Source organism: Streptomyces sp. LE64 (genome assembly GCF_052606915.1).
Genome location: NZ_CP199708.1, coordinates 4,225,347 through 4,249,082, shown reverse-complemented (window position 1 = coordinate 4,249,082; position 23,736 = coordinate 4,225,347). Strand labels below are relative to the sequence as shown.

The following is a 23,736-nucleotide window of genomic DNA, read 5'->3' as shown; positions in this document are numbered from 1 at the left end:
ACCGGGCGGGGATGCCCGGGCAGGTCCGTTGTGTGACGGGTTCGCCAATTCTCCGGGCGGTCTGGTTCGCTTGTCCGCATGGAGATTCTCTGGTTCCTGATGGCGCTGGTCCTGCTGGGGACGGTGCTGGCGACGGTGTTGCGGCCGTACCTGCGCGGCAGACGGGACGGCATACGGCTGGTGAGCCCGGACGCGCCCGACGCCGCGGACCCGGCCGCGTACGACTTCCTGTTGCAGGAACAACTCGACGTCCGGATGCCCGGCCCGGACCCGGACCTGGTGGACGTGCTGGACGTGGTGCGCGGCACCCAGAACTGGCGGGCCGCCTCCCAGCTCCTGGCGGGCACCGGGGCGGAGGGCGAGCGGCGCTGGCAGCGGGTCCAGGCGTTCGCCGGCGCCGCCTCCCTGGAGCTCCAGCAGCAGCCGGGCGGCACCGGCGGCGCCGGTGCGGGCGCCCAGTGGCTGCGCTCCTGGCGCACCGAGGCGCCGAAGGACGCGGGCGGCGCCGCGGTGCAGGCGGAGTTCCTGGTGCAGCAGGCGTTCCGCACCTCGACGCCCGGGACGGACGAGTTCCGGATCATCCTGGAGGAGGCTCGGGCCGCGTGCGGGCAGGCCGCCCTGCTGGCCCCCGGGGACCCGATCCCGTACGTCGTGGAGCTGGCGATCGCCCGTGGCCTGGGCTACCCGCGCACCGAGTTCGAGCAGCTGTGGCTGAAGATCCTGGACCGCGCTCCGGCGCACATGGGGGCGCACCTCGCCGCGCTGCACTACTGGTGCGAGAAGTGGCACGGTTCGCGGGAGCTGGCGTACTCCTTCGCCGAGGCCGCGGCGGCCCGCGCCCCGCAGGGCTCGCTGCTGTCGGCGCTGCCGCTCTTCGCGGTCTACGAGCACATGTCCGAGATCACCCTGGTCAGCGACTTCCACAACACCGCAGTGGTCCGCGACGCCGTCGAGGGCGCCCTCTACGCCGTCCACTCCGCCCGCCCGGACGACCCGATGACGGCGCACGTCCGGCACCTGCTGGTGTTCTTCCTGGTGCAGGCGGAGCGCTGGGGCGAGGCCATGGCCCAGCTGGTGCGGGTGGACGGGCACGTGGGCGCCCTGCCCTGGACCATGTCGGCCGACCCGGCGGCCGACTACGCCGTCTACCGGGCGCTGGCGGTCGCCGGCTACGAGGCGAACGGCGGCAGCCCCGCCACGCTCCCCCGCTGACCCGTCCGTCGTGCGCCCGGGCCGGGCGCGCGACGGGGAATGCGGGGACGCGGTCGTTCGTTGTTCCGGGAGACGTGTCGCGTGCGCGGCACACCGGGCCGCAGCGCGCGGCCGTGTCCGCCGGGCCCGTGACGTCCTGCGCCGAAGACTCCGAAGGAGACAGGGAGAGCATGTTCCTGCACCGCCGCACCCCGCAGCTGCCGACGCCGGAGCAGGCCCTGAGGGGGCGCCCCGAGCCCGCCTTCGGCGTGCCCGAGCGGCACAGCGTCCTCGACACCCCCTTGCTCGGCCCCTACCCGGAGGGACTGCGGGTCGCCGACTTCGGCCTGGGCTGCTTCTGGGGCGCGGAGCGCACGTTCTGGCGGACGGAGGGCGTCTGGACGACCCTCGTCGGCTACCAGGGCGGCTACACCGAGCACCCCACGTACGAGGAGGTCTGCTCGGGCCTGACCGGCCACACCGAGGCGGTCCGGGTGGTGTACGACCCGGAGCGGGTCTCCTACGAGTCGCTGCTCAAGCTGTTCTGGGAGTCCCACGACCCCACCCAGGGCTTCCGCCAGGGCAACGACGTCGGCACCCAGTACCGCTCCGCCGTCTACGTCCACGACCCGGCCCAGGCCGCCGCGGCGGAGCGCTCGCGCGACGCCTACCAGCAGGTCCTGACCGCCGCCGGCCTCGGCACGATCACCACCGAGGTCCTCCCGGCCGAAGGCCGCACCTTCTACCCCGCCGAGGGGCCGCACCAGCAGTACCTGGACAAGAACCCGAACGGCTACTGCGGCATCGGCGGGACCGGCGTGTCCTGCCCGGTGGGGGTGGCTCCGGCGGAGGGGTAAGGGGGCACGAGGGTGGGCATGCGGTCGTCCGTTCCGTCACCCCGTGCCCAGACGAAGTCAGGAGTCTCTCGAACTCTCCGGCGTCTGAAACACAGCTCGCAAACTGTTCACGAACGCATTCCATGAGGGAACCTCGCTCACCGGTCCCGCAGGATCCATCAGCTCCAACAGCCGATGCCGGTTCTGCGCGAACCGTTTCTGAAAGATCTCGAGCTTCCGCCCCTTGAGCCCACTCGCTATCGCGAGCGTTTCTTTCAAAAGTTGCTTGGGGTCGGCGACGCGCTCGACGGCCCTTCCCTTGGGGAGCTTCAGATCCACCTTTCCGCACGGATTCCCGGCGATCAGACGGATCAGCTGTTCGTCGACGAGCAACCACGCTTCGAGGGATTTAATCGGAATTACCGGAACATACGGCATATCCTGCCATACCGCAGCGACAGCTGACGAGATCTCGGAATGTCGAAGGTCAGCTCCCTGATTGTCCGCGTCGCGGTGCACAAGGACCACGTCGTAGGAGCCATCGAGATCACGCGCGGCTCGCAGCTTGTCCACCACGGAGTGTCCAACACGGCCAGACAGCCGTGCGAATTGTGGTGTGGTGAGCACAATGCGACGACCTGCCTCGGCCGCGATGCACTCGATGTGCGGGCGCAACCCCTGGTCACTACTTCCTTCACTGACGTACAGAAGTCGCATGCTCACGCCATCCCCCAGGGCAGGGACAGCTGAGCTCCGACCGGAGCGGTCAGATAGGGAAGAATGTCGGCTACGGTGACCACCTCGGCGCTGTCGCCGTGTTTGGCTCGCCAGGTCTCTTTCAGGGGCCGGAGCCGCAGACTCCGCGTCATCGCCCCGCCGTGCGCGCGCACCACGACCGAGTCCGCAAACAGCAGGTCCTCCTTGGGCACAAGCTGCACCACGCCAGGCGAGTGGGTGTTGACCAGGATCTGCCGGAAGGGGTTGTCGCTGTCGGGCCTGCTCGACGCGTCAACAGCGAGGTCACGTACGAGTTGCACCATTGCCTCAAGGTTCGCCGGATGGATCCCGTTCTCCGGCTCCTCCATGCACAACAGCCCTTGAACCTCTGGGTCCTCAAGAAGTACGCACAGGGCGAGGAACCGCAGAGTGCCCTCCGACAGGCTGCGGGCCGGCAGCACCATGCCGTCAGCCTCCTCAAGTTGCACGGTGAAGAGCTGGCGGACGTCGTCCTGAAGCACCTCCAGCCTCCGCACGTTGACTCCGCTCAGATCGGCCAGACGTCCAGCCACTCGGGCATACACCTGGTCGGCGTGCCCGTCCTCGCCCGACCCGAAAGCGATGCGGAACAACGTTGCGGGCAGGTGCAAGCCGTCCGGCATGAGGTTCCTGGGAGAAGTGTACGAGTCGGCCGTGCGCAGGGCAGAAGGTTCCAAGGCCAACCGACGCCAGGTCTGCATTTCCCGGCGAGCGGCGAGAATGGTCGGATCGTCGCTGCTCGTGACCGTGGAGACCACCGTTGCCGGGGCGCGCGACGCCGCCGCTGGCTTTGGCTGCCCTCGACTGCCACCGTCCTGATGGATGCTGACGATCGGGTCGCCATCGTGCCCCTCCGCAGTGGAGATGAAGGCCTGTCCCGATCGTCTGCCAGTGACCACGTGCGAGCGAAAGTTCTTCACACTGTGCGGAAACCGAAGGTGCGCGTGAGCGTCCCCCTGTTTGATATGCCGGAGGCTCTCGGATCGCAGGGCGAGGCGGCCAATACGCTCAATCCCCACGGGAGGTTCGTAGCCGAGTTCCAACTCGTATCGCAGAAACGTGGTCGTGGGATTCGCCTGTCGGCCGAAATCGTCCTCCACGCTCGCCGGCACGATCATCTCCGCCGCGAACCGCATGGTGTGCACGCCGTTGGCATGCCCGTTCCAGAAGAGGTCCCTCGGGTCTCCCAGGCGCTCCCCGTGGACCCCACGGACCTGCTGGGCGGCATCCATCATAGATTGATCAGCCAGGAGACTCAGGAACTGGATCGCGTCGAAGACATTGGATTTTCCCGTACCATTCACGCCGGCGATGCACGTGAACGGCCCGAGATCCACCGAAAGGTCTATGAGATTCTTGAATCCGCTGACCTCCAGCCGAGTCAACATGTGATCTCCAGAATCGTACGGGCTCGTGGCCGTGGCTGATCGCCCCAGCCTACTGGTCTGTGCCTGCTGTGATCGCGGTGAACAGCGTCGTCGAGCCCGCCCCTCGATCCCAGCAGCCGACCGGTGCTTCACATACTCGACGGTCAACTGTCCGTGTGACGGGCGGTGCAGCCGAAGCCGGTCGGCGGCGGTGAGCACGGCATGCTGGTGCAGACACGCCTGCGGCGACGGAGGATCCGGCGGGCCCCGCAGAGTGCGGCCGGGCCCTGTGGAAGCCCGTTCAGGCTCCGTCCCCGCTCGCCCCCGACCGGATCGCGCGGGCGGTGGCGGTCGCGTCGTAGCCGGGCGGGACTCCGTCCACCAGGACGGTGCGGCAGGTGAAGTGGGCGAGGCGCAGCGGGAGGATCTGCTGGTAGGCGGGGGAGGCGTACCAGGCGCGGGCTGCTGCGCGGTCGGGGAAGCCGATCATCACCAGGGCGCCGGGCCAGGGGCCCTCGACCACCTCGGGCTCCACCCCGTGGACGAGGAAGTGACCGCCGAAGGGGTCCATGGTGGCCTGGATGCGCTCGATGTAGTCGGCGACCTCCTGCGGGGTGGGGCCGGTCGCGCGGGGCTGGAGGTGGCAGATGGCGTACGTGGTCATGGCCCCGTCTCTCCTCGTTCGGCGGTTCGGTCCTCCGATCCTGGTGCGGGCCGCGCCCGGGGTCGATGACCTCGGGGGTCATCGGCCGGGCCGGGGCCGGAACGGAGAACAGGGCCGCCGCGTCCGGTCGAGGACGCGGCGGCCCTGCCGCTGGGGGCGGCGGTGGGTCAGACCGCCGAACCGGCCTTCCACTGGGCCCAGTCCATGTTCCAGCCGTTGAGGCCGTTGTCGGGCTGGATGGTCTTGTCGCCGGTGTTCTTGACGACCACGACGTCACCGAGGAGCGAGTTGGTGAAGAACCAGGCGCCGGGGGTGCCGGAGTCGCCGGCGCCCTTGGTGTCGGCGAGACCTATGCAGCCGTGGCTGGTGTTGACGCTGCCGAAGATGGACTTGGCGCCCCAGTAGTTGCCGTGGATGAAGGTGCCGGAGGTGGACAGGCGCATGGCGTGCGGCACGTCCGCGATGTCGTACTCGCCCTTGCCGTCGTCGTCGGTGAAGCCGACCGTGGCTCCGTTCATCCGGGTCTCCTTGAACTTCTCGGAGATCACCATCTGACCCTCGTAGGTCTTGGTGGTGGGCGCGCCGGCGGAGATCGGGATGGTCCGGACGACCTTGCCGTCCTGGGTGACCTTCATCTGCTTGGTCTTGGCGTCGACGACGGAGACCTGGTTGCGGCCGACCTTGAAGGTGACGGTCTTCTGCTGGACGCCGTAGACGCCGTCCGAGCCCTCCACCCCGTCGAGGGCGAGCTTCAGGGTGACCGTCGAGTTCTCCGTCCAGTACTTCTCGGGGCGGAAGTCGAGGCGCTTGGAGTTGAACCAGTGGCCGACGACCTCCTCACCGCTGCTGCTGCTGACGGTGACGGCCTGTTGGACGGCCTTGCGGTCGGTGATCTCCTTGTCGAAGTTCAGCGAGACGGGCATGCCGACGCCGACCGTGGAGCCGTCCTCCGGGGTGAAGTTGCCGATGAAGCTGTTGGTCGGCGACACGGTGGTGAACGAGGCGTTCTCGTGGGCGGGGCGGCCGTCCCCGTCCGCGGCGGTGACGGCGACCTTGTAGGCGGTGGCCCGTTCGAGTTGGGCGTCCGGCTTCCAGCTCTTCTTGTCCGCGGATATCTGGCCGGCCACGGCCTTGCCGTCCGTGGTGGTCATGGTGACCTTGGTGAGGGTGCCGTCGGTCACCGAGACCTTCGCGGCGTTGTTGATGCTGGCGTTGTCGGAGCCGTCCTTCGGCGTGATGGCGATCTTCGCTTCGGAGGTCTTCTCGGCCGCGGCCTTGTCCACCTGGGCCTGCGGCTTGCCCCCCGCTCCCGGGTCCTCGCCCGCGTCCGATCCCCCGTCGCTGCACGCAGAGAGCACCAGCACCCCGCCCAGCAGCGCGGAAGCAGCCTTGAGTCCCCGACGCCGCCTACTGTCCCTCATCACACGCCTCTCCGTCGTCACCGATTTCCCCGCACACACGGCAGCCCTGTGCCGGTAGAACGCCCTGATCGCGTTCCGCGGTTCCTTGCGCGGCACAGGTGTGGGACACACCACGTCCAACGTCACCGGCGGTCCGGGGGTGCCCCCTCCGACCTCCGACGCGTGGCACGCGACGGGATCGCGCGCCCCGGGGCGGCGCCCCGGAAAGGCGGCGAGGCCCCGGCGGCGGCACGCCGTCCGGAGCCCCGGCCGTCCGGCCGCACGGCCGGACCCGGATCCGCCGCGCCCTCACGGACGGACGGATCGGGACGGGTCAGCGGAGGGCGCCGCCCGCGTCCTCACCCTCCTCATCATCGTCGTCCTCGAACCAGTCGCTTCCCTCGGGGTCGAGTTCGTCGTACGGATCGTCGCCACGGCGGCCTCCGGCGCCCTCGGCGAACGCCTCGCTGCTCCAGGATGCGCGGGCGAGGTCGACCCCAGGCACGTCCTTGACCAGGTCGTACGGGTCGATGAGGTAGGCGAGCGCCTCGGCTGTGTCCTGCTTCACGGCGAGTTCGGACTGGGCCCGCTCCGCGGGGTCGACGTGCTCGTCCCGGGCGATCTGCCGCAGCGCGCCGCCGGTCAGCGCGTCCCCGTCGCGCACCTCCAGCAGCAGATCGGTGCGCAGGCGCACATATCGGGTGTGACGGGATGTTTCAGAGATGGTCATGCTCGGGAGCGTACGGCCGGCGCACCCCGCGACTTTCCTGCGACCCGCGGCGTTCACTAGCATCGGTCCATCCGGCCAATTCGCCCGTGTCACAAGGGGATCGATTTTCCGTGTCCGCCGCCCGCCGCTCGTTGCTGACCGCAACCGCCGCCGGAACCCTCCTCGGCGCCCTGTGGTTCATCCCTTCCGCCAACGCGACCAGCGCCGATTCTCTCGGCGCGCCCCGGACGATCGCCCCTGCGGCGATCAGAGCCGAGGGCTCGGAGCCGGCGTCCGCGGTGGTGACGACGGTCAGCGAGCAGTCGGTGCGGACCTCCGACTCCGGCGCCCGTCTGGCCGACACCGGCAGCTTCGACACCACCCCCTACGTCTACGGGGGCGCCGCCTTCCTGTGCGTGGGCGCGGGTTTCGTGGCCTACTCGATGCGGCGGGGGCGCACCGAGGGCTGAGGGGCGCACGGAGGGCTGTGCCCTCAGCGAACGCGCTGTGCGCCGGTGTCCGCGGTCGCGCACGCTGGGCTCATGGACGTCATCGAGGTGGTGCCCGGCTTGCGCATGCTGCGGTTTCCGGTGGGAGCCGCTTACCTGTGGCGGGACGGCCGTGACCTGACCCTGGTGGACACCGGGCCGGTGGGGCACGGGGCCGCGATCGCGCAGGTGTTGGACGGGGTCGGCGTGCTGCGCCGGATCGTGCTGACGCACTGGCACGAGGACCACACCGGTTCGGCGGCCGAGTTGGCCGAACGGTACGGGGCGGAGGTCCTCGCCCATCCGTCGGACGCCCCGGTGATCCGGGGCGAGGCGGTGGGGGCGCCGTTCGTGCTGGAGGACTTCGAGGTGCCGATCCGGGCGGCGGTGCCGGCCCTGCCCCCGGCGCCGCCGTGCCGGGTGGACCGCGAGGTCGACGACGGCGAGGTGCTCGACTTCGGGGGCGGGGCGCGGGTGGTGTCCGTGCCCGGGCACACGGACGGCTCCGTCGCGCTGCACCTGCCGGGACCCGGGGTGCTGTTCACCGGGGACACCGTGCACAACGTGGGCGGGCCGGCGCTGGGCGTCTTCAACACCGACCGGGTCCGGGCGATCGCCTCGCTGCACCGGATGGCCGCGCTGGACGTGCCGACCGCGGTCTTCGGGCACGGCGACCCGGTGGTGGGCGGGGCCGGGGCGGCCCTGCGGCGGGCTGCCGCGGCCTTCGGCCCCGACCCTTCCTGACGGACCCTCAGGCGAGCGGCCCGGTCACCGATTCGGCGGCGCGCACCAGGGCGCCCCCGCGGACGAAGGCGTCGGCAGCGGCCAGGTCGGGGGCGAGGAACCGGTCCGGGCCGGGCCCTTCGATCCCGGCGGCCCGGGCCGCCGCGATCACTGCGCGGGACGCCTCGGCCGGGACCATGCCGGCGCGCAGTTCCAGGGCGCGGGTGGCCGCGTACGCCTCGACGGCGAGCACCCGGGTGAGGTGGTCGACGGCGGTGCGCAACTTACGGGCGGCGGACCAGCCGAGCGAGACGTGGTCCTCCTGCATGGCGGAGGAGGGGATCGAGTCGGCGGACGCCGGTACGGCCAACCGCTTCAACTCGGCGACCAGGGCGGCCTGGGTGTACTGGGCGATCATGAGTCCGGAGTCGACGCCCGGGTCCTCGGCGAGGAACGCCGGCAGGCCGTGCGAACGGCTGCGGTCCAGGAGGCGGTCGGTGCGGCGTTCCGCGATGGAGGCGAGGTCGGCGACGGCGATGGCGAGGAAGTCGAGCACGTAGCCGACCGGGGCTCCGTGGAAGTTGCCGTTGGACTCGACCCGACCGTCCGGCAGGACCACCGGGTTGTCGACGGCGGCGGCGAGTTCGCGCTCCGCGACCAGTCGGGCGTGGGCGAGGGTGTCCCGGCCGGCGCCGGCGACCTGCGGGGCGCAGCGGACGGAGTAGGCGTCCTGGACCCGCGGGGCCTCGTCCTGGTGGTGGCCGGTGAGTCCCGAACCGCGCAGCACGGCCCGCATGTTGGCGGCGGCGGCGCCCTGGCCGGGGTGCGGCCGGATGGCGTGCAGTTCCGGGGCCAGTACCCTGGCGCTGCCGAGCAGGGCCTCCAGGCTGAGCGCGGCGGTGATGTCGGCGCTGGTGTAGAGGCGGTCGAGGTCGGCGAGGGCCATCAGCAGCATGCCGAGCATGCCGTCGGTGCCGTTGAGGAGGGCGAGCCCCTCCTTCTCGCGCAGTTCGACGGGGTGCAGCCGGTGCGCGGCGAGCAGGTCGGCGGCGGGGCGGACGGTTCCGTCGGGGCCCTCGGCGTCGCCCTCCCCCATCAGCGCCAGGGCGCAGTGGCTGAGCGGGGCGAGGTCGCCGGAGCAGCCGAGCGAGCCGTGTTCGTGGACGACGGGGGTGATGCCCGCGTTCAGCAGGTCGGCCAGGGCGTGGGCCACCTCGGGGCGGACCCCGGTGCGCCCGGAGCAGAGGGTCTTCAGCCGCAGGAACATCAGGGCGCGCACGACCTCGCGTTCGACGCGGGGCCCGATGCCGGCGGCGTGCGAGCGGACGATGTTGCGTTGCAGCCGGGCGCGCAGGTGGGGGCCGATGGGGCGGGTGGCGAGGGCTCCGAAGCCGGTGGAGACCCCGTACACCGGGTCGGTGCCGGCGGCCAGGGCGTCGATGACGGCGCGGGCGGCGGCGAGCGCGCTCTCCGCTTCCTCGGAGAGTTGGACGCGGGCGTCGTGGCGGGCCACGGCGAGCACTTCGGCCGCGGTGGTCCCGGACGCGCCCAGCACCACAGTGTGCATATCCATATTCAGGAGCGTACGCAGTGAATTGAAGCTTGTCATCAGATCGGGCGTCCGCCTCCCGTCCGCCCCCGGGCCCTGACCCGCCGTCACACGGCGGGGTGGCCCGGGTCGTCGCCGGCCCCGGACCCTCGCGTCAGGAGGCGTCCGTCGCGCGCACGTGGGCGACCAGCGCATTGGCGTGCCCGTGGCCGAGCCCGTGCTCGGCCTTCAACCAGGCGACCAGCTCCATGTGCTTGGTCAGCGGCGAGGAACGGATCAGCTCCAGCCACTCGGCGACCGGACGGCCGTAGGTCTTCTCGATGGACGGGAAGTAGCTCGCCGGGCCCTTCACGGCTGCGGTCACGGTGGTCCTGCCTTCCTCTGGGGTCACCGGGCGCCGCGCTGCTGCGGGTCGGTGCTGTCGAGGGGTGGACCCGTCCCGCTCCCGGAGCTCATCGCCCGCCGCGCGTGATCCGCGCCACACCCGACGATCGGGCTATCCCTGCCGCTCCCGCCACCGGCGGAAGCGGCGGCGCTCGCCGACCGGCGGGGCGGGCTCGCCGGCGGGCGGGCCGGCGGCGTCGGCGAGCCGGAGCACCGGGTCGTCGGGACCCGCCCGACCGGCCACCACGGGCCCCGGCGACCTGGCCGCCTTGGCCCGGTACTGGGCGGCGTCGGCCAACCGGAACAGCCGGCGGGCGGAGCGCACCTCGCCGATGGGGTCACCGGTGGAGGCCACCCCGCAGGCCACCCCGTCCCCGAGCCCGGCGGCCCGGCGGCACAGTTCGTCGGCGACCCGCACCACCTCGTCCGCCGGCGTGCCGACCGTCAGCAGGCAGAACTCGTCCCCGCCGAGCCGGGCGGCCAGCGTGTCGGCGGACGGCAGCATCGCCCCGCACACCGACAGCACCGAGCCGAAGCGTTCCAGCAGTCGGTCCCCGACCGCGTGCCCCTGGGTGTCGTTGACCCGCTTCAGCCCGTTCAGGTCGCACACCACCAGGCTCACCACCACGCCCTCGGCGCGGTGCCGGTCGATCGCGTCGTCGAGTCCGGCGTCCACCGCCCGCCGGTTGGCGAGCCCGGTGAGGGAGTCGGTGAACGCCAGTCGGCGGGCCTCCTCCAGGCGCTCGGTCTGGGCGAGGCCCGCCGCGACCACGGCCGCGAGCACGGTGGCGAAGTCCGCGTCCGCCTGGACGAAGTCCGGGCCGCCCGCGAGGCGTGCCACGTACAACTCGCCCCAGGCCCGGCCGTGCAGCACCAGCGGGGCGACCACGCAGCAGCCCCGGCCCCGGCGGCGCAGCGCGGCGACCCGCTGGTGGTAGTTGCCGGCGGCGGGGAAGGCCGGGCCGTCGGCGGTCTCCACCCAGGCGTGCGGCTCCCCGCCGCCGGCCCACCGCCCGTGCAGGAACTCGGTGATCTCGGGGAACTCGTGCACCGGGTACGCCTCCAGGGCGGGGAACTCCTCCTCCCCCGGCGCCAGCCGTCCGGCGTTGACGAGCACTCTGAGGCGGCCGTGGTCCCGTTCCCAGACCGAGAGGGCGGCGAAGTCCCCGACGAGGGCCCGCCGGGCGCCGTCCGCCGCCGCCCACCAGGAGTCCCGGGGGGTACGGGCCGCCGCCATGCCCTGGGCCAACTCCACCACGCCTCGTAGCCGCACTTCTTCACCACCCATCACACCAGGTTAGGGACGTTTGGCATGTTTTGAGGCATTGGGTGGATCCACCGGGGGTTCGCAGGGGCACCCGGCCGCGCCCGGGTCCGGGGCGCGCCCCGGACCCGCTCCCCGCGCGCCTACTCGCCGGGCCAGTTCGGGGCGCGCTTCTCGTTGAAGGCGGCGATGCCCTCCGCCCGGTCCCCGGAGAAGGCCACCGTCGACCAGGCCGCGTCCTCCACTTCGAGCCCGGCGCGCAGGTCGAGGCCGTGCCCGAGGCGCAGGGCGCGCTTGGCGGCGCGCAGCCCCACCGGTGAGTTGGCGGCGATCCGCCCGGCGAGCGCCAGCGCCTCGGTCCGGTCCCCGCCCTCCTCGACCAGGAGGTCCACCAGCCCCAGCGCCTGGGCCTCCACGGCGGGCACCCGGCGTCCGGTGAAGATCAGCTCGGCGGCCCGGGCGGCGCCCACCCGGCGCGGCAGCAGTTGGGTGCCGCCGCCGCCCGGGATCACCCCGACGGTGACCTCCGGGAGCCCGACGACGGCCGTGGGGTCGGCCACGATGAGGTCGCAGGACAGGGCGATCTCGAACCCGCCGCCCAGGGCGTAGCCGTGCACCGCGGCGACGGCCGGCACCGGGAGGTCCAGCACCGCGGTGTACGCGGCGCGGCCGACCGGGCGCTGGCGCCGCAGGTCCCGGTCGGTGAAGGAGTTGCGCTCCTTGAGGTCGGCGCCCACGCAGAACGCCCGCGGGTGGCTGGAGGTGACGACCACCGCGCGCACCCCGGGGTCGGAGCCCAGGGCGGTGCAGGCGGCGGCCAGGCCCCTGGCCAGTTCGGTGGAGACCGCGTTCATCGCCTGCGGACGGTCCAGCCGCAGTTCGGCGACCGGGCCGTGCCGGAGCACCGCCACCCCGTCCCCGAACCGCACTGCCCCCTCGTCGGCGTCCGTGCCTGCGTCCACGACGCACCTCCCTGCTCGTTAACGGTCGTTACCCGAGCGGATCATTCCAGGAGGCGGGCCGCGGCGGAACGGGGCGAGCGGTCAGGGCCGGGTGAGCAGCCAGGGTTCGACCACGCCGAGGCCGCGCACCGGCCGCTGCCACATCGGCTGGAGCACGAAGCGCGGCGCGGGCGACTCCGGCGGCGCGGGGTCCACCGCCGCGTCCTGCGCCGGCGCGAGCCCGGTGCGGGTCAGCTCCTCGGCGAACGCCCCGTCCACCAGGACGGCGTCCCTCGGGGCTATCGAGGTGAGCCGGCTGGCGAGGTTGACGGTGGTGCCGAAGACGTCGCCCATCCGGGTGGTGACGGTGCCGAAGGCGATGCCGACGCGCAGTTCGGGCATCGTCTCGTCGTCGGCCATGGTCTCGATGAGCCGCAGGGCGATGTCGGCGGCGATGCCCGCGTCGTCCGTCGCGTAGAGGACCTCGTCGCCCAGGGTCTTGATCAGTCGACCGCCGCGCGCGGCCACCAGGTCGGCCGCGGTGGTCTCGAACGCCTCGACGAGTTCGCCGAGTTCCTCCTCCTCCATCCGCCGGGTGAGCCGGGTGAAGCCCACCAGGTCGGCGAAGCCGACGGCGAGGCGGCGGTCCACCATCTCCTCGTCGTCGGCGGCCTGCACCACCCGCCCGGTGGCCGCGGCGAGCTGCCGCCGCCACACGTAGACCAGGAACTCCTCCAGCTCCGGGAGCAGCAGTTCCATCAGCGGGTAGGTGACCTCGGTCCGGGTCATGCCCGGCTCGGGCGGCTCGGTGAGGCCCTCCAGGAAGGAGTCGATCTGCCACTCGGCGAGCCGGGCGGTGGTCTGCCCGGTGGACCGGGCGACCTGGATGGCCATCGGCTCGCTGAGCAGGCCCGCCTCGACCAGACCGGCCAGCCGCCGCAGGGCCAGCACGTCGGCCTCGGTGAGCGCCTTGGCCTGGCCGATGTCGGCGAAGCCCATGGCGCGCCAGAAGCGGGACGCGAGTTCCATCGAGACGCCGGCGCTCCGGGCCGCCTGGAAGGGGGTGTAGCGGCGTTCCGCGCCCAGGATCAGCTGTTCCAGCCGGAGGGCGAGGGGGTCGTCGCCGTCTCCGTCGGTGCTCTCCGCGGTGCCGGAACCGGGGCCGCGACCGGAGTCGCCCGACCGGGCCGGCGCGGGTACCGGGCCGGAGTCGTCGGAGCCCGGGTCGGGGGCGCCGCCCCGCCCCGCACCGGCACCCGTGTCGTCGACGGTCACACCTGCTGCCTTCCGATCTGCCGCCCGATCTGCCGCGCGGTCAGGGCGCTGAGGGAGCACCCAGACAGACACAGTACGACAGCTGTGCCGTGGCTCACTCCCGACCGGACGGTCCGGTCCCGCGAAGCGCCCGGAACCCCTCCGTCGCCGCAGCACGGCCCTCCCTCAGCCGGCCTCCGCCGGACGCAGGTGGACGATGTCGCCGGCCCCGACGGGCTGCCGTCCGCCGTCGTCGGAGGCGATGACCAAGCGGCCGTCCCCGTCCAGGGCGACCGCCTCGCCGGTCACCTCCCGCTCGCCGGGCAGCAGGGCCCGCACCCGGCGGCCCAGGGTCGCGCACCCGGCCGCGTAGGTCTCCTGCACCCCGGAGGCCACCGGGTCGCCGCCCGCGGCGCGCCAGTCCCCGTACCACTGCTCCAGGGAGCGCAGCAGCGCCCGCAGCAGCGGGTCCCGGTCGGTGGTGACGGCGCCCGCGAGGGCCAGCGAACCGGCGGTCGGCACCGGCAGTTCCCCGGCCCGCAGGCTGACGTTCAGGCCGATGCCGAGGACGATGCCCTCGCCCGCGCGCTCGGCGAGGATGCCGCCCGCCTTGCGTTCCTCGCCGTCGACGGTCACCAGCAGGTCGTTGGGCCACTTGAGGGCGGTGTCCACCCCGGCCGCCCGGGACAGCCCGGTCGCGACGGCGACCCCGGCGAGCAGCGGCACCCACCCCCACCGTTCCTGCGGCACGCCGGGCCCGGGGACCAGGTACACGGAGACGAACAGGCCCGAGCGGGGGGGCGCGGTCCAGCGGCGGTCCAGCCGGCCGCGGGCCGCGTGCTGCGCCTCGGCCACCAGCACGGCGCCCTCGCCCGGGGCGTCGGGGCCGGCCGCCCGCGCGGCCAGGTCGGAGTTGGTGGACCCGGTCTCGCGGACCACCTCCAGGGAGGTCCACAGCGAGCCGGGGCGCACCAGGGCACGGCGCAGCGCCGGCGCGTTCAGCGGCGGGCGTTCCAGGTCGGACCAGCGATTGTCAGGGGCATCCGGGGGTGTCATGCAACCCACCCTAGGTGTGGCAAACACCGCACTGCCGAACGGTATCCGTCCCACTACGCTACGAGAAAAGTAGCCCCGGTCACCCATCCGGCGGCCTCCGCGCCGACGCGGCCCCACGCGACGACGGTGTGCCCGGCCGCCGTCATCCTCCGCAGGGAGCCGTACCCGATGTCCACGCCGGAAGAGCCCCGTACCACGCCCACCACGCCCCCGATCGACGTCCACACCACCGCGGGCAAGATCGCCGATCTGCACCGCAGGATCGACGAGGCCACCCACGCGGGATCGGCGCGGGCGGTCGAGAAGCAGCACGCCAAGGGGAAGCTGACGGCCCGTGAACGGATCGGGCTGCTGTTGGACGAGGGTTCGTTCACGGAGTTGGACGAGTTCGCCCGGCACCGCTCCACCGCGTTCGGGCTGGCGGACAACCGTCCCTACGGCGACGGCGTGGTCACCGGCTACGGCACCGTCGACGGCCGTCCGGTCGCGGTGTTCTCGCAGGACTTCACGGTCTTCGGCGGGGCGCTCGGCGAGGTCTACGGGCAGAAGATCGTCAAGGTGATGGACTTCGCGCTGAAGACGGGCTGTCCGGTCGTCGGGATCAACGACTCGGGCGGCGCCCGCATCCAGGAGGGCGTGATGGCGCTCGGGATGTACGGGGAGATCTTCCGCCGCAACACCCACGCATCCGGGGTGATCCCGCAGATCTCGCTGGTCGTCGGGCCCTGTGCGGGCGGGGCCGTGTACTCGCCGGCGATCACCGACTTCACGGTGATGGTCGACCAGACCTCGCACATGTTCATCACCGGGCCCGACGTCATCAAGACGGTGACCGGCGAGGACGTGGGCTTCGAGGAGCTGGGCGGGGCCCGCACCCACAACGCGGTCTCCGGGGTGGCCCACCACTTGGCCGGCGACGAGAAGGACGCCGTCGAGTACGTCAAGTCGCTGCTGTCCTACCTGCCGTCGAACAACCTGAGCGAGCCGCCCGCCTTCCCCGAGGAGGCGGACCTGGAGCCCACCGCCGAGGACCTCGAACTGGACGCGCTGATCCCGGACAGCGCCAACCAGCCCTACGACATGCACCGGGTGGTGGAGCACCTGCTCGACGACGGGGAGTTCCTGGAGACGCAGGCCCTGTTCGCGCCGAACATCCTCACCGGCTTCGGCCGGATCGAGGGCCGGCCGGTGGGCGTCGTCGCCAACCAGCCGATGCAGTTCGCGGGCTGCCTGGACATCGACGCCTCCGAGAAGGCGGCCCGCTTCGTCCGCACCTGCGACGCCTTCAACCTCCCCGTGCTCACCTTCGTGGACGTGCCCGGGTTCCTGCCGGGCGTCGGCCAGGAGCACGAGGGGATCATCCGCCGGGGCGCCAAACTGATCTACGCCTACGCGGAGGCGACGGTCCCCCTGGTCACGGTCATCACCCGCAAGGCGTTCGGCGGGGCGTACGACGTGATGGGCTCCAAGCACCTGGGGGCGGACCTGAACCTGGCCTGGCCGACCGCGCAGATCGCGGTGATGGGCGCCCAGGGCGCGGTCAACGTCCTGCACCGCAGGACCCTCGCCCAGACCCCCGAAGGGGACCGCGAGGAGGTCCGGCAGCAGCTCGTCCAGGAGTACGAGGACACCCTGCTGAACCCGTACACGGCCGCCGAGCGCGGCTACGTCGACGCGGTCGTGACGCCCTCGCACACCCGCCGCCACCTGGTGCGGGCCCTGCGCCACCTGCGCACCAAGCGGGAGGACCTGCCGCCGAAGAAGCACGGGAACATCCCCCTGTAGGCACCGTCGCCGCCCCGGCCCCGAGGAGTCGTCGTGATCAAGGTAGTGAAGGGCAATCCCACCCCGGAGGAGCTGGCCGCCGCCCTGGCGGTGGTCCGGGCCCGGGCCGCCGCGTCAGCGGCGGCGTCCGGGGAACGGCCGGTCGTGCCGGACGGCTGGTCCCGTCCGGCCCGCCTGCTCCGGACCCGGCGCCCCGCGCCGGGCCCGGACGCCTGGACCCGTACCTACCGACCGGGCTGAGCGGGACGGCCCGTAGGTACCCGTACTCAGGCGCGCACCGGCCCCGGTGGGCGACCATCGGGGCATGCTGTGGTCCGACCCCCGTGACGAACCGCCCGAGGAGATGCGCGCCATGCAGGGCATGCTGCGCAGAGCCGGGCTGGTCCTCGCCCTCGCCATGGTGCTGGCGATGGTGGGGCTCGGCCTGCGCTGACCTGCGGGGCGGGTTCTACGCTGGGCGCATGAGTGCAGCCCGCCACCTCGTCCTGGCCTCCCAGTCCCCCGCCCGTCTCGGACTCCTGCGACAGGCGGGACTCGACCCCGAGGTGCTGGTCAGCGGGGTCGACGAGGATGCCGTGACCGCCCCCACCCCCGCCGAACTGGCCCTGGCGCTGGCCGTGGCCAAGGCGTCGGTGGTGGCCGCCCGCCCGGAGGTCGTCCGCCGCGGGGCCCTGGTGGTGGGGTGCGACTCGGTGCTCGACCTGGACGGTCAGCCGCTCGGCAAGCCCGCCGACGCGGAGGAGGCCACCGCCCGCTGGAAGGCGATGCGGGGTCGGGCCGGCACCCTCCAGACCGGCCACTGCGTGTACGACACCCGCACCGGCCGGCACGCCGCGGCGACCGCCTCCACGGTGGTCCGCTTCGGCGAGCCGACGGACGCCGAGATCGCCGCCTACGTCGCCTCCGGGGAGCCCCTGCACGTGGCCGGCGCCTTCACCCTGGACGGGCTGTCGGCCCCGTTCGTCGACGGCATCGACGGCGACCACGGCAACGTCATCGGCATTTCGCTCCCCCTGCTGCGGCGTCTCCTCGCCGACCTCGGGGTGGGCATCACCGACCTGTGGGCGCCGCGGGCGCGGTGACGGGTCCCGGGGGGACGGGGGCGGATGCCTCGGCGCGCCTCCTCGCCGTTGGGCCATTCGTAGGGATTCCACAAAGATTCGCGATCCCGCGCAGTGCCCTCTCATAGAGACCTCGGCCACACAACCGGGCTAGGGTTCCCAAGAGGATTTCCGCGCGGCGTTCGTGACATGGGCTTTCACCGCGCGCCCGACCCCTTCTCACCCTCCGTGTGGGGAAGCTCACCAAGGTGAACGGGTCGTGGTGCCGTGTCGGCTGTCCCTAAACTCGGCGTGTTCCGGGAAGAGATGCGAAGTGATCGGCGCGGTGACCCGTGACCGTCCCGGGGCCGTGGGTGCCGGGCGGGGGTGCCGGACCGGGTGGGCCGGGACCCGGCCGCCGGCGAAGACTGCAAGGAGGGAGCGATCGTGCGGAAGGTGCTCATCGCCAATCGGGGCGAGATCGCGGTTCGGGTGGCCCGGGCGTGCCGGGACGCGGGGATCGCGAGTGTCGCGGTCTACGCGGAGCCCGACCGCGACGCGGTGCACGTGCGGGTGGCGGACGAGGCGTTCGCCCTCGGCGGGGACACCCCGGCCACCAGTTACCTGGACATCGCGAAGGTGCTGAAGGCCGCCGCGGACTCGGGCGCCGACGCGGTGCACCCCGGGTACGGGTTCCTGTCGGAGAACGCGGAGTTCGCGCAGGCGGTGATCGACGCGGGGCTGACCTGGATCGGTCCGCCGCCGCAGGCGATCCGGGACCTGGGCGACAAGGTCGCGGCCCGGCACATCGCGCAGCGTGCGGGCGCCCCGCTGGTCGCCGGCACGCCCGACCCGGTGTCGGGCGCGGAGGAGGTCGTGGCGTTCGCCCAGGAGCACGGGCTCCCCATCGCGATCAAGGCCGCCTTCGGCGGCGGCGGGCGCGGGCTGAAGGTCGCCCGGACCCTGGACGAGGTGCCGGAGCTGTACGACTCGGCGGTGCGCGAGGCGGTGGCCGCGTTCGGTCGCGGCGAGTGCTTCGTGGAGCGCTACCTGGACAAGCCGCGGCACGTGGAGACCCAGTGCCTGGCCGACCAACACGGCAACGTCGTCGTGGTGTCCACCCGTGACTGCTCCCTCCAGCGCCGCCACCAGAAGCTGGTGGAGGAGGCCCCGGCGCCGTTCCTCTCCGACGAGCAGAACGCCCAGCTCTACGCGGCGTCGAAGGCGATCCTCAAGGAAGCCGGGTACGTGGGTGCGGGCACCGTGGAGTTCCTGGTCGGCACGGACGGCACCATCTCGTTCCTGGAGGTGAACACCCGTCTCCAGGTGGAGCACCCGGTGACCGAGGAGGTCACCGGCATCGACCTGGTGCGGGAGATGTTCCGCATCGCGGACGGCGAGGAGCTCGGCTACGACGACCCGCCGGTGCGGGGCCACTCCTTCGAGTTCCGGATCAACGGCGAGGACCCGGGTCGGGGCTTCCTGCCCGCCCCCGGCACCGTCACCCTGTTCGCCCCGCCGACCGGCCCGGGCGTGCGCCTGGACGCCGGGGTGGAGAGCGGCAGCGTGATCGGCCCGGCGTGGGACTCGCTGCTGGCCAAGCTGATCGTCACCGGCGCGACCCGGGAGCAGGCGTTGCAGCGGGCGGCGCGGGCGCTGGAGGAGTTCCGGGTGGAGGGGATGGCCACGGCGATCCCGTTCCACCGCAAGGTCGTCGCCGACGAGGCGTTCACCGCGAGCCCGTTCCGGATCTACACCCGGTGGATCGAGTCCGAGTTCGTCAACGACATCCCCGCGTTCGCCCCGACCGGTGCCGAGGCGGACGCCGAGGAGTCGGAGTCCGGCCGGGAGACCGTGGTGGTCGAGGTCGGCGGCAAGCGGCTGGAGGTGTCCCTGCCGGTGTCGCTGGGCATGTCTCTGGCCCGCACCGGGCTCGCCGCCGGCGCCAAGCCGAAGCGGCGCGCGGTGAAGAAGTCGGGGCCGGCCGCCTCCGGCGACGCCCTGGCCTCGCCCATGCAGGGCACCATCGTGAAGGTCGCCGTCGAGGAGGGCCAGGAGGTCAAGGAGGGCGACCTGGTCGTCGTCCTCGAAGCGATGAAGATGGAGCAGCCCCTCAACGCCCACCGCTCGGGCACCGTGAAGGGCCTCACCGCCGAGGTGGGCGCCGCCCTCACCTCCGGCGCCGTCATCTGCGAGATCAAGGACTGACGCCGAGCCGGTGACGATCGCCGTGGCGGGCCGCCCCCGGTCGGGGGCGGCCCGCCACGGCGTGGTGCGCTTCCGCGCCCCCTCCGCGACCACCCGGGCCGAAGTGGCATGCTGGAGGGCCGCGGGGAGGCAGGAGGAACGGCGATGAGCGGTGGGAACGGCGACCCGGACGGCACGGTGGACCCGGCGGCGACGGCGAGCGGCCCGGTCGCCCTGGCCGGGCGGCCCGAGCCGCGGGCCATGCGCTCGGACGCCCGTCGCAACTACGAGCGGCTGCTGGGCGCGGCCCGCACCGCCTTCGCCGAGCACGGCACGGGGGCCTCGCTGGAGGACGTGGCGCGCCGGGCCGGGGTCGGCATCGGCACCCTGTACCGCCACTTCCCCAACCGGCACGCCCTGATGAGCGCGGTGTTCGAGGACGCCCGGGACGACCTGCTGGCCCGTTCCCGAGCCCTGTCGGACGATCCGCAGCCCTGCACGGCGCTGGTCGCCTGGCTCCGCGCGATCATCACCCACGCCGGGGAGTACCGGGGGCTGTCCCGCGCCCTGATGACCGCCTGCAACGACGACAGCTCGGCCCTGGCCCGGTGCAGCACCCCGATGCGGGAGGCGGGCGCGGACCTGCTGGCGCGCGCCCAGCAGGCCGGTGCGGTCCGTGCGGACGTGTCGGTGTCCGACCTGATGCAGCTGACCAACGCGATCGCGCTGGCCGCCGAGGAGACCCCCGACGACCCGCACCTCGCGGACCGGTTGTTGAGCCTGACCCTGCACGGCATCCGGGCCTGACGGACCGTCCGCCGCGGTCCGGATGCCGCACGGGGTCAGCGGCGCCGCAGGTCGGCGACGCGCCCGGGGGCGCCCCGCTCGCCCGGCGCGCCCTCGCCGAGCCCCGCGGCGCTGCGCAGCTGCGGGCCCCGGCGGGGCCCCGGCAGGGCCACGTCCCGGCGGGGCTGGCGGCCCGGCGGGGCCGAGTCGGCGGCGCCCTGTCCCTGGCCGCCCGCCACGCTGATCTGCACCCCGCGGTCGGCGAGCGCCTGGAGCTCGGTGGCGGCCCGGTCGGCGTGCGCGGGGGGATCGTCGGTGACCAGCCGGGTGACCACCTCGGTGGGCACCGTCTGGAACATGGTGTCGGCGCCGAGCTTGGTGTGGTCGGCGAGGACCACCACCTCCGCGGCGGACTGCACCAGGGCCCGGTCGACGCTGGCCGACAGCATGTTGGAGGTGGACAGGCCCCGCTCGGCGGTCAGCCCGTTCCCGGACAGGAAGGCCCGGGAGACCCGCAGCCCCTGGAGCGACTGCTCGGCGCCGCTGCCCACCAGGGCGTAGTTGGAACCGCGCAGGGTGCCCCCGGTCATGACCACTTCGACCCGGTTGGCGTGCGCGAGCGCCTGGGCCACCAGCAGCGAGTTGGTCACCACCGTCAGGCCCGGGACGCGGGCGAGCCGGCGGGCGAGCTCCTGGGTGGTGGTCCCGGCGCCCACCACGATGGCCTCGCCCTCCTCGACGAGACCGGCCGCGAGATCGGCGATCGCCGTCTTCTCCGCGGTCGCGAGGTGGGACTTCTGAGGGAAGCCGGACTCCCGGGTGAACCCGCCCGGGAGGACCGCGCCTCCGTGGCGACGGTCGAGGAGTCCTTCTGCCTCCAGTGCCCGTACGTCCCGCCGGACGGTCACTTCGGAGGTCTGGACGACACGGGCGAGCTCACGGAGCGACACGGCTCCGTTGGCGCGCACCATTTCGAGAATCAACTGACGACGTTCTGCAGCGAACACGAAACTGACAGTAACCCCAACGACCATCTCCTTTCAGCGGTTTGCACTGAAGAGCGGAAGTTGTTCGCAGCGAACGACACTCGGTGGTATAGCGCCCCCGGCGCACGGGGCGCACTTCACCGACCACCCCGGACCCGGGTCGCCCCCGGGTCCGGTCCGGGCGTCAGCCCTCGCCCTCGGACTTGCGGGTGTGAAGCTGACGCGCGACCTCGGCGAGCGAACCCGACAGCGAGGGGTACACGGTGAACGCGTTGGCGATCTGCTCCACCGTCAGGTTGTTGTCCACGGCGAGCGAGATCGGGTGGATCAGCTCCGAGGCGCGCGGCGAGACCACGACGCCGCCGACGACGATCCCGGTGCCCGGACGGCAGAAGATCTTCACGAAGCCGTCCCGGATGCCCTGCATCTTGGCGCGGGCGTTGCGCAGCAGCGGCAGCTTCACCACCCGGGCGTCGATCTTGCCCGCGTCCACGTCGGCCTGGGTGAAGCCGACGGTGGCGATCTCAGGGTCGGTGAAGACGTTGGAGGAGACGGTCTTCAGGTTCAACGGGTTCACCGCGTCGCCCAGGAAGTGGTACATCGCGATGCGCCCCTGCATGGCCGCGACGGAGGCCAGCGCGAACACGCCGGTCACGTCGCCGGCCGCGTAGACGCCGGGCGCCGAGGTGCGGGACACCCGGTCCGTCCAGATGTGCCCGGAGTCCTTGACCCGGACGCCCGCCTCCTCCAGGCCCATCCCGCTGGAGTTGGGGATCGCGCCGACCGCCATCAGGCAGTGCGTGCCGCTGATGACCCGGCCGTCCGACAGGGTGACCTCGACCCGGTCGCCGACCCGCTTGGCGGACTCGGCGCGGGAGCGGGCCATCACGTTCATGCCGCGCCGGCGGAACACGTCCTCCAGGACGGCCGCGGCGTCGGGGTCCTCGCCGGGCAGCACCCGGTCCCGGCTGGAGACCAGGGTGACCCGGGAGCCGAGCGCCTGGTAGGCGCCGGCGAACTCGGCGCCGGTGACGCCGGAACCGACCACGATCAGCTCCGCGGGCAGCTCGGCGAGGTCGTAGACCTGCGTCCAGTTGAGGATGCGCTCACCGTCCGGCTGGGCGTCGGGCAGCTCCCGGGGGTGCCCGCCGGTCGCGATCAGCACGGCGTCCGCGGTCAGCCGCTCCTCGGTGCCGTCGGCGGCGGTCACCACGACGGTCCGGCTGCCGTCCAGCGCCTGCTGGCCCTCCAGCCGGCCCCGGCCGCGCAGCACCCGGGCACCGGCCCGGGTGACGGAGGCGGTGATGTCGTGCGACTGCGCGAGCGCCAGCCGCTTCACCCGTCGGTTGACCTTGCCGAGGTCCACGCCGACCACGCGCGCCGGCGAGTCCACGTGGGGGGTGTCGTCGGCGACGATGATCCCCAGTTCCTCGTACGACGAGTCGAAGGTGGTCATCACCTCGGCGGTCGCGATCAACGTCTTCGACGGCACGCAGTCGGTCAGCACCGACGCCCCGCCCAGACCGTCGCAGTCCACGACGGTCACCTCCGCGCCGAGCTGCGCGGCGACCAGCGCCGCTTCATAGCCGCCGGGTCCACCACCGATGATCACGATCCGAGTCACGTACCCCATTGTCCCGCACGCTTCAAAACATGCGCCCCCCGGGGCCCGTTTTTCCCACCCTCCCTCTTCAGAGGGGCCCCTCCGATACGGGAGGGGCAGCGGGCGCACCTGCCGTACCCTCGACCTCATGTCGCTCTACGCCGCGTACGCCGGCAATCTCGACGCGCGGCTCATGACGCGCCGCGCACCGCACTCGCCGCTGCGCGCCACCGGATGGCTCAACGGCTGGCGGCTGACCTTCGGGGGCGAGCACATGGGGTGGGAGGGCGCCCTCGCGACCATCGTCGAGGCCCCCCGCTCCCAGGTCTTCGTCGCCCTGTACGACATCGCCCCCATGGACGAGGACTCCATGGACCGGTGGGAGGGCGTCGGGCTCGACATCTACCGCCGGATGCGGGTGCGGGTGCACACCCTGGACGCGGAGGAACCCGCCTGGGTGTACGTGCTCAACGGGTACGAGGGCGGACTGCCGTCCGCCCGCTACCTCGGCGAGCTCGCGGACGCCGCGGAGTCGGCGGGGGCGCCCCACGACTACGTGATGGAGCTCCGCAAGCGACCCTGCTGACGGCGGGTCCCCGCACGGTTCCCGGCACCCCCCGACCGAGGGGCACCGGGCCGCCCCGTCCCCGCGGGACGGCGGGCGACACCGCGCCCCCGAGGGCTCGGGGCGCACCGGCCGGCCCCGACCCTGCGGGTGCGTCGGGGCGCTCCTCCCTGGGCGGGACGCCGGGTGCCGCGGGCCAGCA

At 72.8% G+C, this 23,736-nt stretch carries 24 protein-coding genes; 11 read left to right on the top strand and 13 right to left on the bottom strand.

Going from position 1 to position 23,736, the window contains the following annotated elements; translation table 11 throughout:
• The first annotated feature begins 78 nt into the window (after positions 1–78).
• Together ACSMX9_RS19275 and msrA are read left to right on the top strand one after the other, a co-directional pair.
• Positions 79–1,212, top strand: coding sequence for a hypothetical protein (locus ACSMX9_RS19275; RefSeq protein WP_445395512.1), 1,134 nt, complete (start codon positions 79–81; stop codon positions 1,210–1,212).
• 170 nt (positions 1,213–1,382) lie between these two features.
• On the top strand, positions 1,383–2,048 hold the full coding sequence (gene msrA / locus ACSMX9_RS19270) for a peptide-methionine (S)-S-oxide reductase MsrA (RefSeq protein ID WP_445395510.1): 666 nt from the start codon (positions 1,383–1,385) through the stop codon (positions 2,046–2,048).
• Positions 2,049–2,105: 57 nt separating this feature from the next.
• On the opposite strand, the gene ACSMX9_RS19265 is transcribed toward msrA, so the two are convergent.
• From ACSMX9_RS19265 to ACSMX9_RS19245, 5 genes are all read right to left on the bottom strand, one after another.
• Positions 2,106–2,744 (bottom strand): hypothetical protein, encoded by a 639-nt coding sequence (locus ACSMX9_RS19265; protein WP_445395508.1) that lies wholly within the window; start codon positions 2,742–2,744, stop codon positions 2,106–2,108.
• Positions 2,745–2,746: 2 nt separating this feature from the next.
• Positions 2,747–4,171, bottom strand: a complete 1,425-nt coding sequence (locus ACSMX9_RS19260) for an AAA family ATPase (RefSeq protein WP_366116519.1) — start codon at positions 4,169–4,171, stop codon at positions 2,747–2,749.
• A 280-nt stretch (positions 4,172–4,451) separates the two neighbouring features.
• Positions 4,452–4,814, bottom strand: a complete 363-nt coding sequence (locus tag ACSMX9_RS19255; protein ID WP_445395506.1) for a DUF1330 domain-containing protein — start codon at positions 4,812–4,814, stop codon at positions 4,452–4,454.
• A gap of 167 nt (positions 4,815–4,981) precedes the next feature.
• On the bottom strand, positions 4,982–6,235 hold the full coding sequence (locus tag ACSMX9_RS19250) for a L,D-transpeptidase (RefSeq protein ID WP_445395504.1): 1,254 nt from the start codon (positions 6,233–6,235) through the stop codon (positions 4,982–4,984).
• A gap of 313 nt (positions 6,236–6,548) precedes the next feature.
• On the bottom strand, positions 6,549–6,944 hold the full coding sequence (locus ACSMX9_RS19245) for a hypothetical protein (protein ID WP_351240167.1): 396 nt from the start codon (positions 6,942–6,944) through the stop codon (positions 6,549–6,551).
• A 110-nt stretch (positions 6,945–7,054) separates the two neighbouring features.
• Between ACSMX9_RS19245 and ACSMX9_RS19240 the strand changes: the two genes are divergently transcribed.
• The gene (locus ACSMX9_RS19240; RefSeq protein ID WP_445395502.1) at positions 7,055–7,393 is read left to right on the top strand and encodes a hypothetical protein; all 339 of its coding nucleotides are present in this window, start codon (positions 7,055–7,057) and stop codon (positions 7,391–7,393) included.
• Between the two features lie 72 nt (positions 7,394–7,465).
• On the top strand, positions 7,466–8,155 hold the full coding sequence (locus ACSMX9_RS19235; RefSeq protein WP_445395500.1) for an MBL fold metallo-hydrolase: 690 nt from the start codon (positions 7,466–7,468) through the stop codon (positions 8,153–8,155).
• A 7-nt stretch (positions 8,156–8,162) separates the two neighbouring features.
• Here ACSMX9_RS19235 and hutH read toward each other — a convergent pair whose 3' ends face one another.
• The 6 genes from hutH to ACSMX9_RS19205 form a co-directional block, all read right to left on the bottom strand.
• A complete protein-coding gene (gene hutH, locus ACSMX9_RS19230) occupies positions 8,163–9,701 on the bottom strand; it encodes a histidine ammonia-lyase (protein WP_445403033.1) in 1,539 nt (512 codons plus the stop codon).
• 136 nt (positions 9,702–9,837) lie between these two features.
• Entirely contained in the window at positions 9,838–10,047 is a 210-nt protein-coding gene (locus ACSMX9_RS19225; RefSeq protein WP_445395498.1) for a DUF4287 domain-containing protein, read from the bottom strand.
• A 132-nt stretch (positions 10,048–10,179) separates the two neighbouring features.
• On the bottom strand, positions 10,180–11,355 hold the full coding sequence (locus ACSMX9_RS19220; RefSeq protein WP_445395496.1) for a diguanylate cyclase domain-containing protein: 1,176 nt from the start codon (positions 11,353–11,355) through the stop codon (positions 10,180–10,182).
• A gap of 119 nt (positions 11,356–11,474) precedes the next feature.
• Positions 11,475–12,293 carry an enoyl-CoA hydratase/isomerase family protein gene (locus tag ACSMX9_RS19215; protein ID WP_445395494.1) on the bottom strand — a complete coding sequence of 273 codons (819 nt, stop codon included), beginning with the start codon at positions 12,291–12,293 and terminating at the stop codon, positions 11,475–11,477.
• Between the two features lie 81 nt (positions 12,294–12,374).
• Positions 12,375–13,547, bottom strand: a complete 1,173-nt coding sequence (locus ACSMX9_RS19210) for an adenylate/guanylate cyclase domain-containing protein (protein WP_445395492.1) — start codon at positions 13,545–13,547, stop codon at positions 12,375–12,377.
• A gap of 165 nt (positions 13,548–13,712) precedes the next feature.
• Positions 13,713–14,582 (bottom strand): biotin--[acetyl-CoA-carboxylase] ligase, encoded by an 870-nt coding sequence (locus tag ACSMX9_RS19205; protein WP_445395490.1) that lies wholly within the window; start codon positions 14,580–14,582, stop codon positions 13,713–13,715.
• Between the two features lie 168 nt (positions 14,583–14,750).
• Here ACSMX9_RS19205 and ACSMX9_RS19200 point away from each other — a divergent pair, with 168 nt between their 5' ends.
• The 6 genes from ACSMX9_RS19200 (at position 14,751) to ACSMX9_RS19175 (ending at position 20,401) form a co-directional block, all read left to right on the top strand.
• A complete protein-coding gene (locus ACSMX9_RS19200) occupies positions 14,751–16,367 on the top strand; it encodes an acyl-CoA carboxylase subunit beta (RefSeq protein WP_445395488.1) in 1,617 nt (538 codons plus the stop codon).
• A 33-nt stretch (positions 16,368–16,400) separates the two neighbouring features.
• Positions 16,401–16,607: an acyl-CoA carboxylase epsilon subunit gene (locus ACSMX9_RS19195; protein ID WP_445395486.1), complete on the top strand. Its 207-nt coding sequence runs from the start codon at positions 16,401–16,403 to the stop codon at positions 16,605–16,607.
• A gap of 64 nt (positions 16,608–16,671) precedes the next feature.
• A complete protein-coding gene (gene mmpB, locus ACSMX9_RS19190; protein ID WP_445395484.1) occupies positions 16,672–16,800 on the top strand; it encodes a morphogenic membrane protein MmpB in 129 nt (42 codons plus the stop codon).
• A 28-nt stretch (positions 16,801–16,828) separates the two neighbouring features.
• Positions 16,829–17,449: a Maf family protein gene (locus tag ACSMX9_RS19185; protein WP_445395482.1), complete on the top strand. Its 621-nt coding sequence runs from the start codon at positions 16,829–16,831 to the stop codon at positions 17,447–17,449.
• 405 nt (positions 17,450–17,854) lie between these two features.
• The gene (locus tag ACSMX9_RS19180) at positions 17,855–19,615 is read left to right on the top strand and encodes an acetyl/propionyl/methylcrotonyl-CoA carboxylase subunit alpha (RefSeq protein WP_445395480.1); all 1,761 of its coding nucleotides are present in this window, start codon (positions 17,855–17,857) and stop codon (positions 19,613–19,615) included.
• 240 nt (positions 19,616–19,855) lie between these two features.
• Positions 19,856–20,401: a TetR/AcrR family transcriptional regulator gene (locus tag ACSMX9_RS19175; protein ID WP_445403032.1), complete on the top strand. Its 546-nt coding sequence runs from the start codon at positions 19,856–19,858 to the stop codon at positions 20,399–20,401.
• 35 nt (positions 20,402–20,436) lie between these two features.
• Here ACSMX9_RS19175 and ACSMX9_RS19170 read toward each other — a convergent pair whose 3' ends face one another.
• Together ACSMX9_RS19170 and ACSMX9_RS19165 are read right to left on the bottom strand one after the other, a co-directional pair.
• A complete protein-coding gene (locus ACSMX9_RS19170) occupies positions 20,437–21,387 on the bottom strand; it encodes a DeoR/GlpR family DNA-binding transcription regulator (protein ID WP_445395478.1) in 951 nt (316 codons plus the stop codon).
• 163 nt (positions 21,388–21,550) lie between these two features.
• Entirely contained in the window at positions 21,551–22,999 is a 1,449-nt protein-coding gene (locus tag ACSMX9_RS19165; RefSeq protein WP_445395476.1) for an NAD(P)H-quinone dehydrogenase, read from the bottom strand.
• A 118-nt stretch (positions 23,000–23,117) separates the two neighbouring features.
• On the opposite strand from ACSMX9_RS19165, the gene ACSMX9_RS19160 reads away from it, so the two are divergent.
• Positions 23,118–23,555, top strand: a complete 438-nt coding sequence (locus ACSMX9_RS19160; RefSeq protein ID WP_351240199.1) for a gamma-glutamylcyclotransferase — start codon at positions 23,118–23,120, stop codon at positions 23,553–23,555.
• Positions 23,556–23,736: the final 181 nt, after the last annotated feature.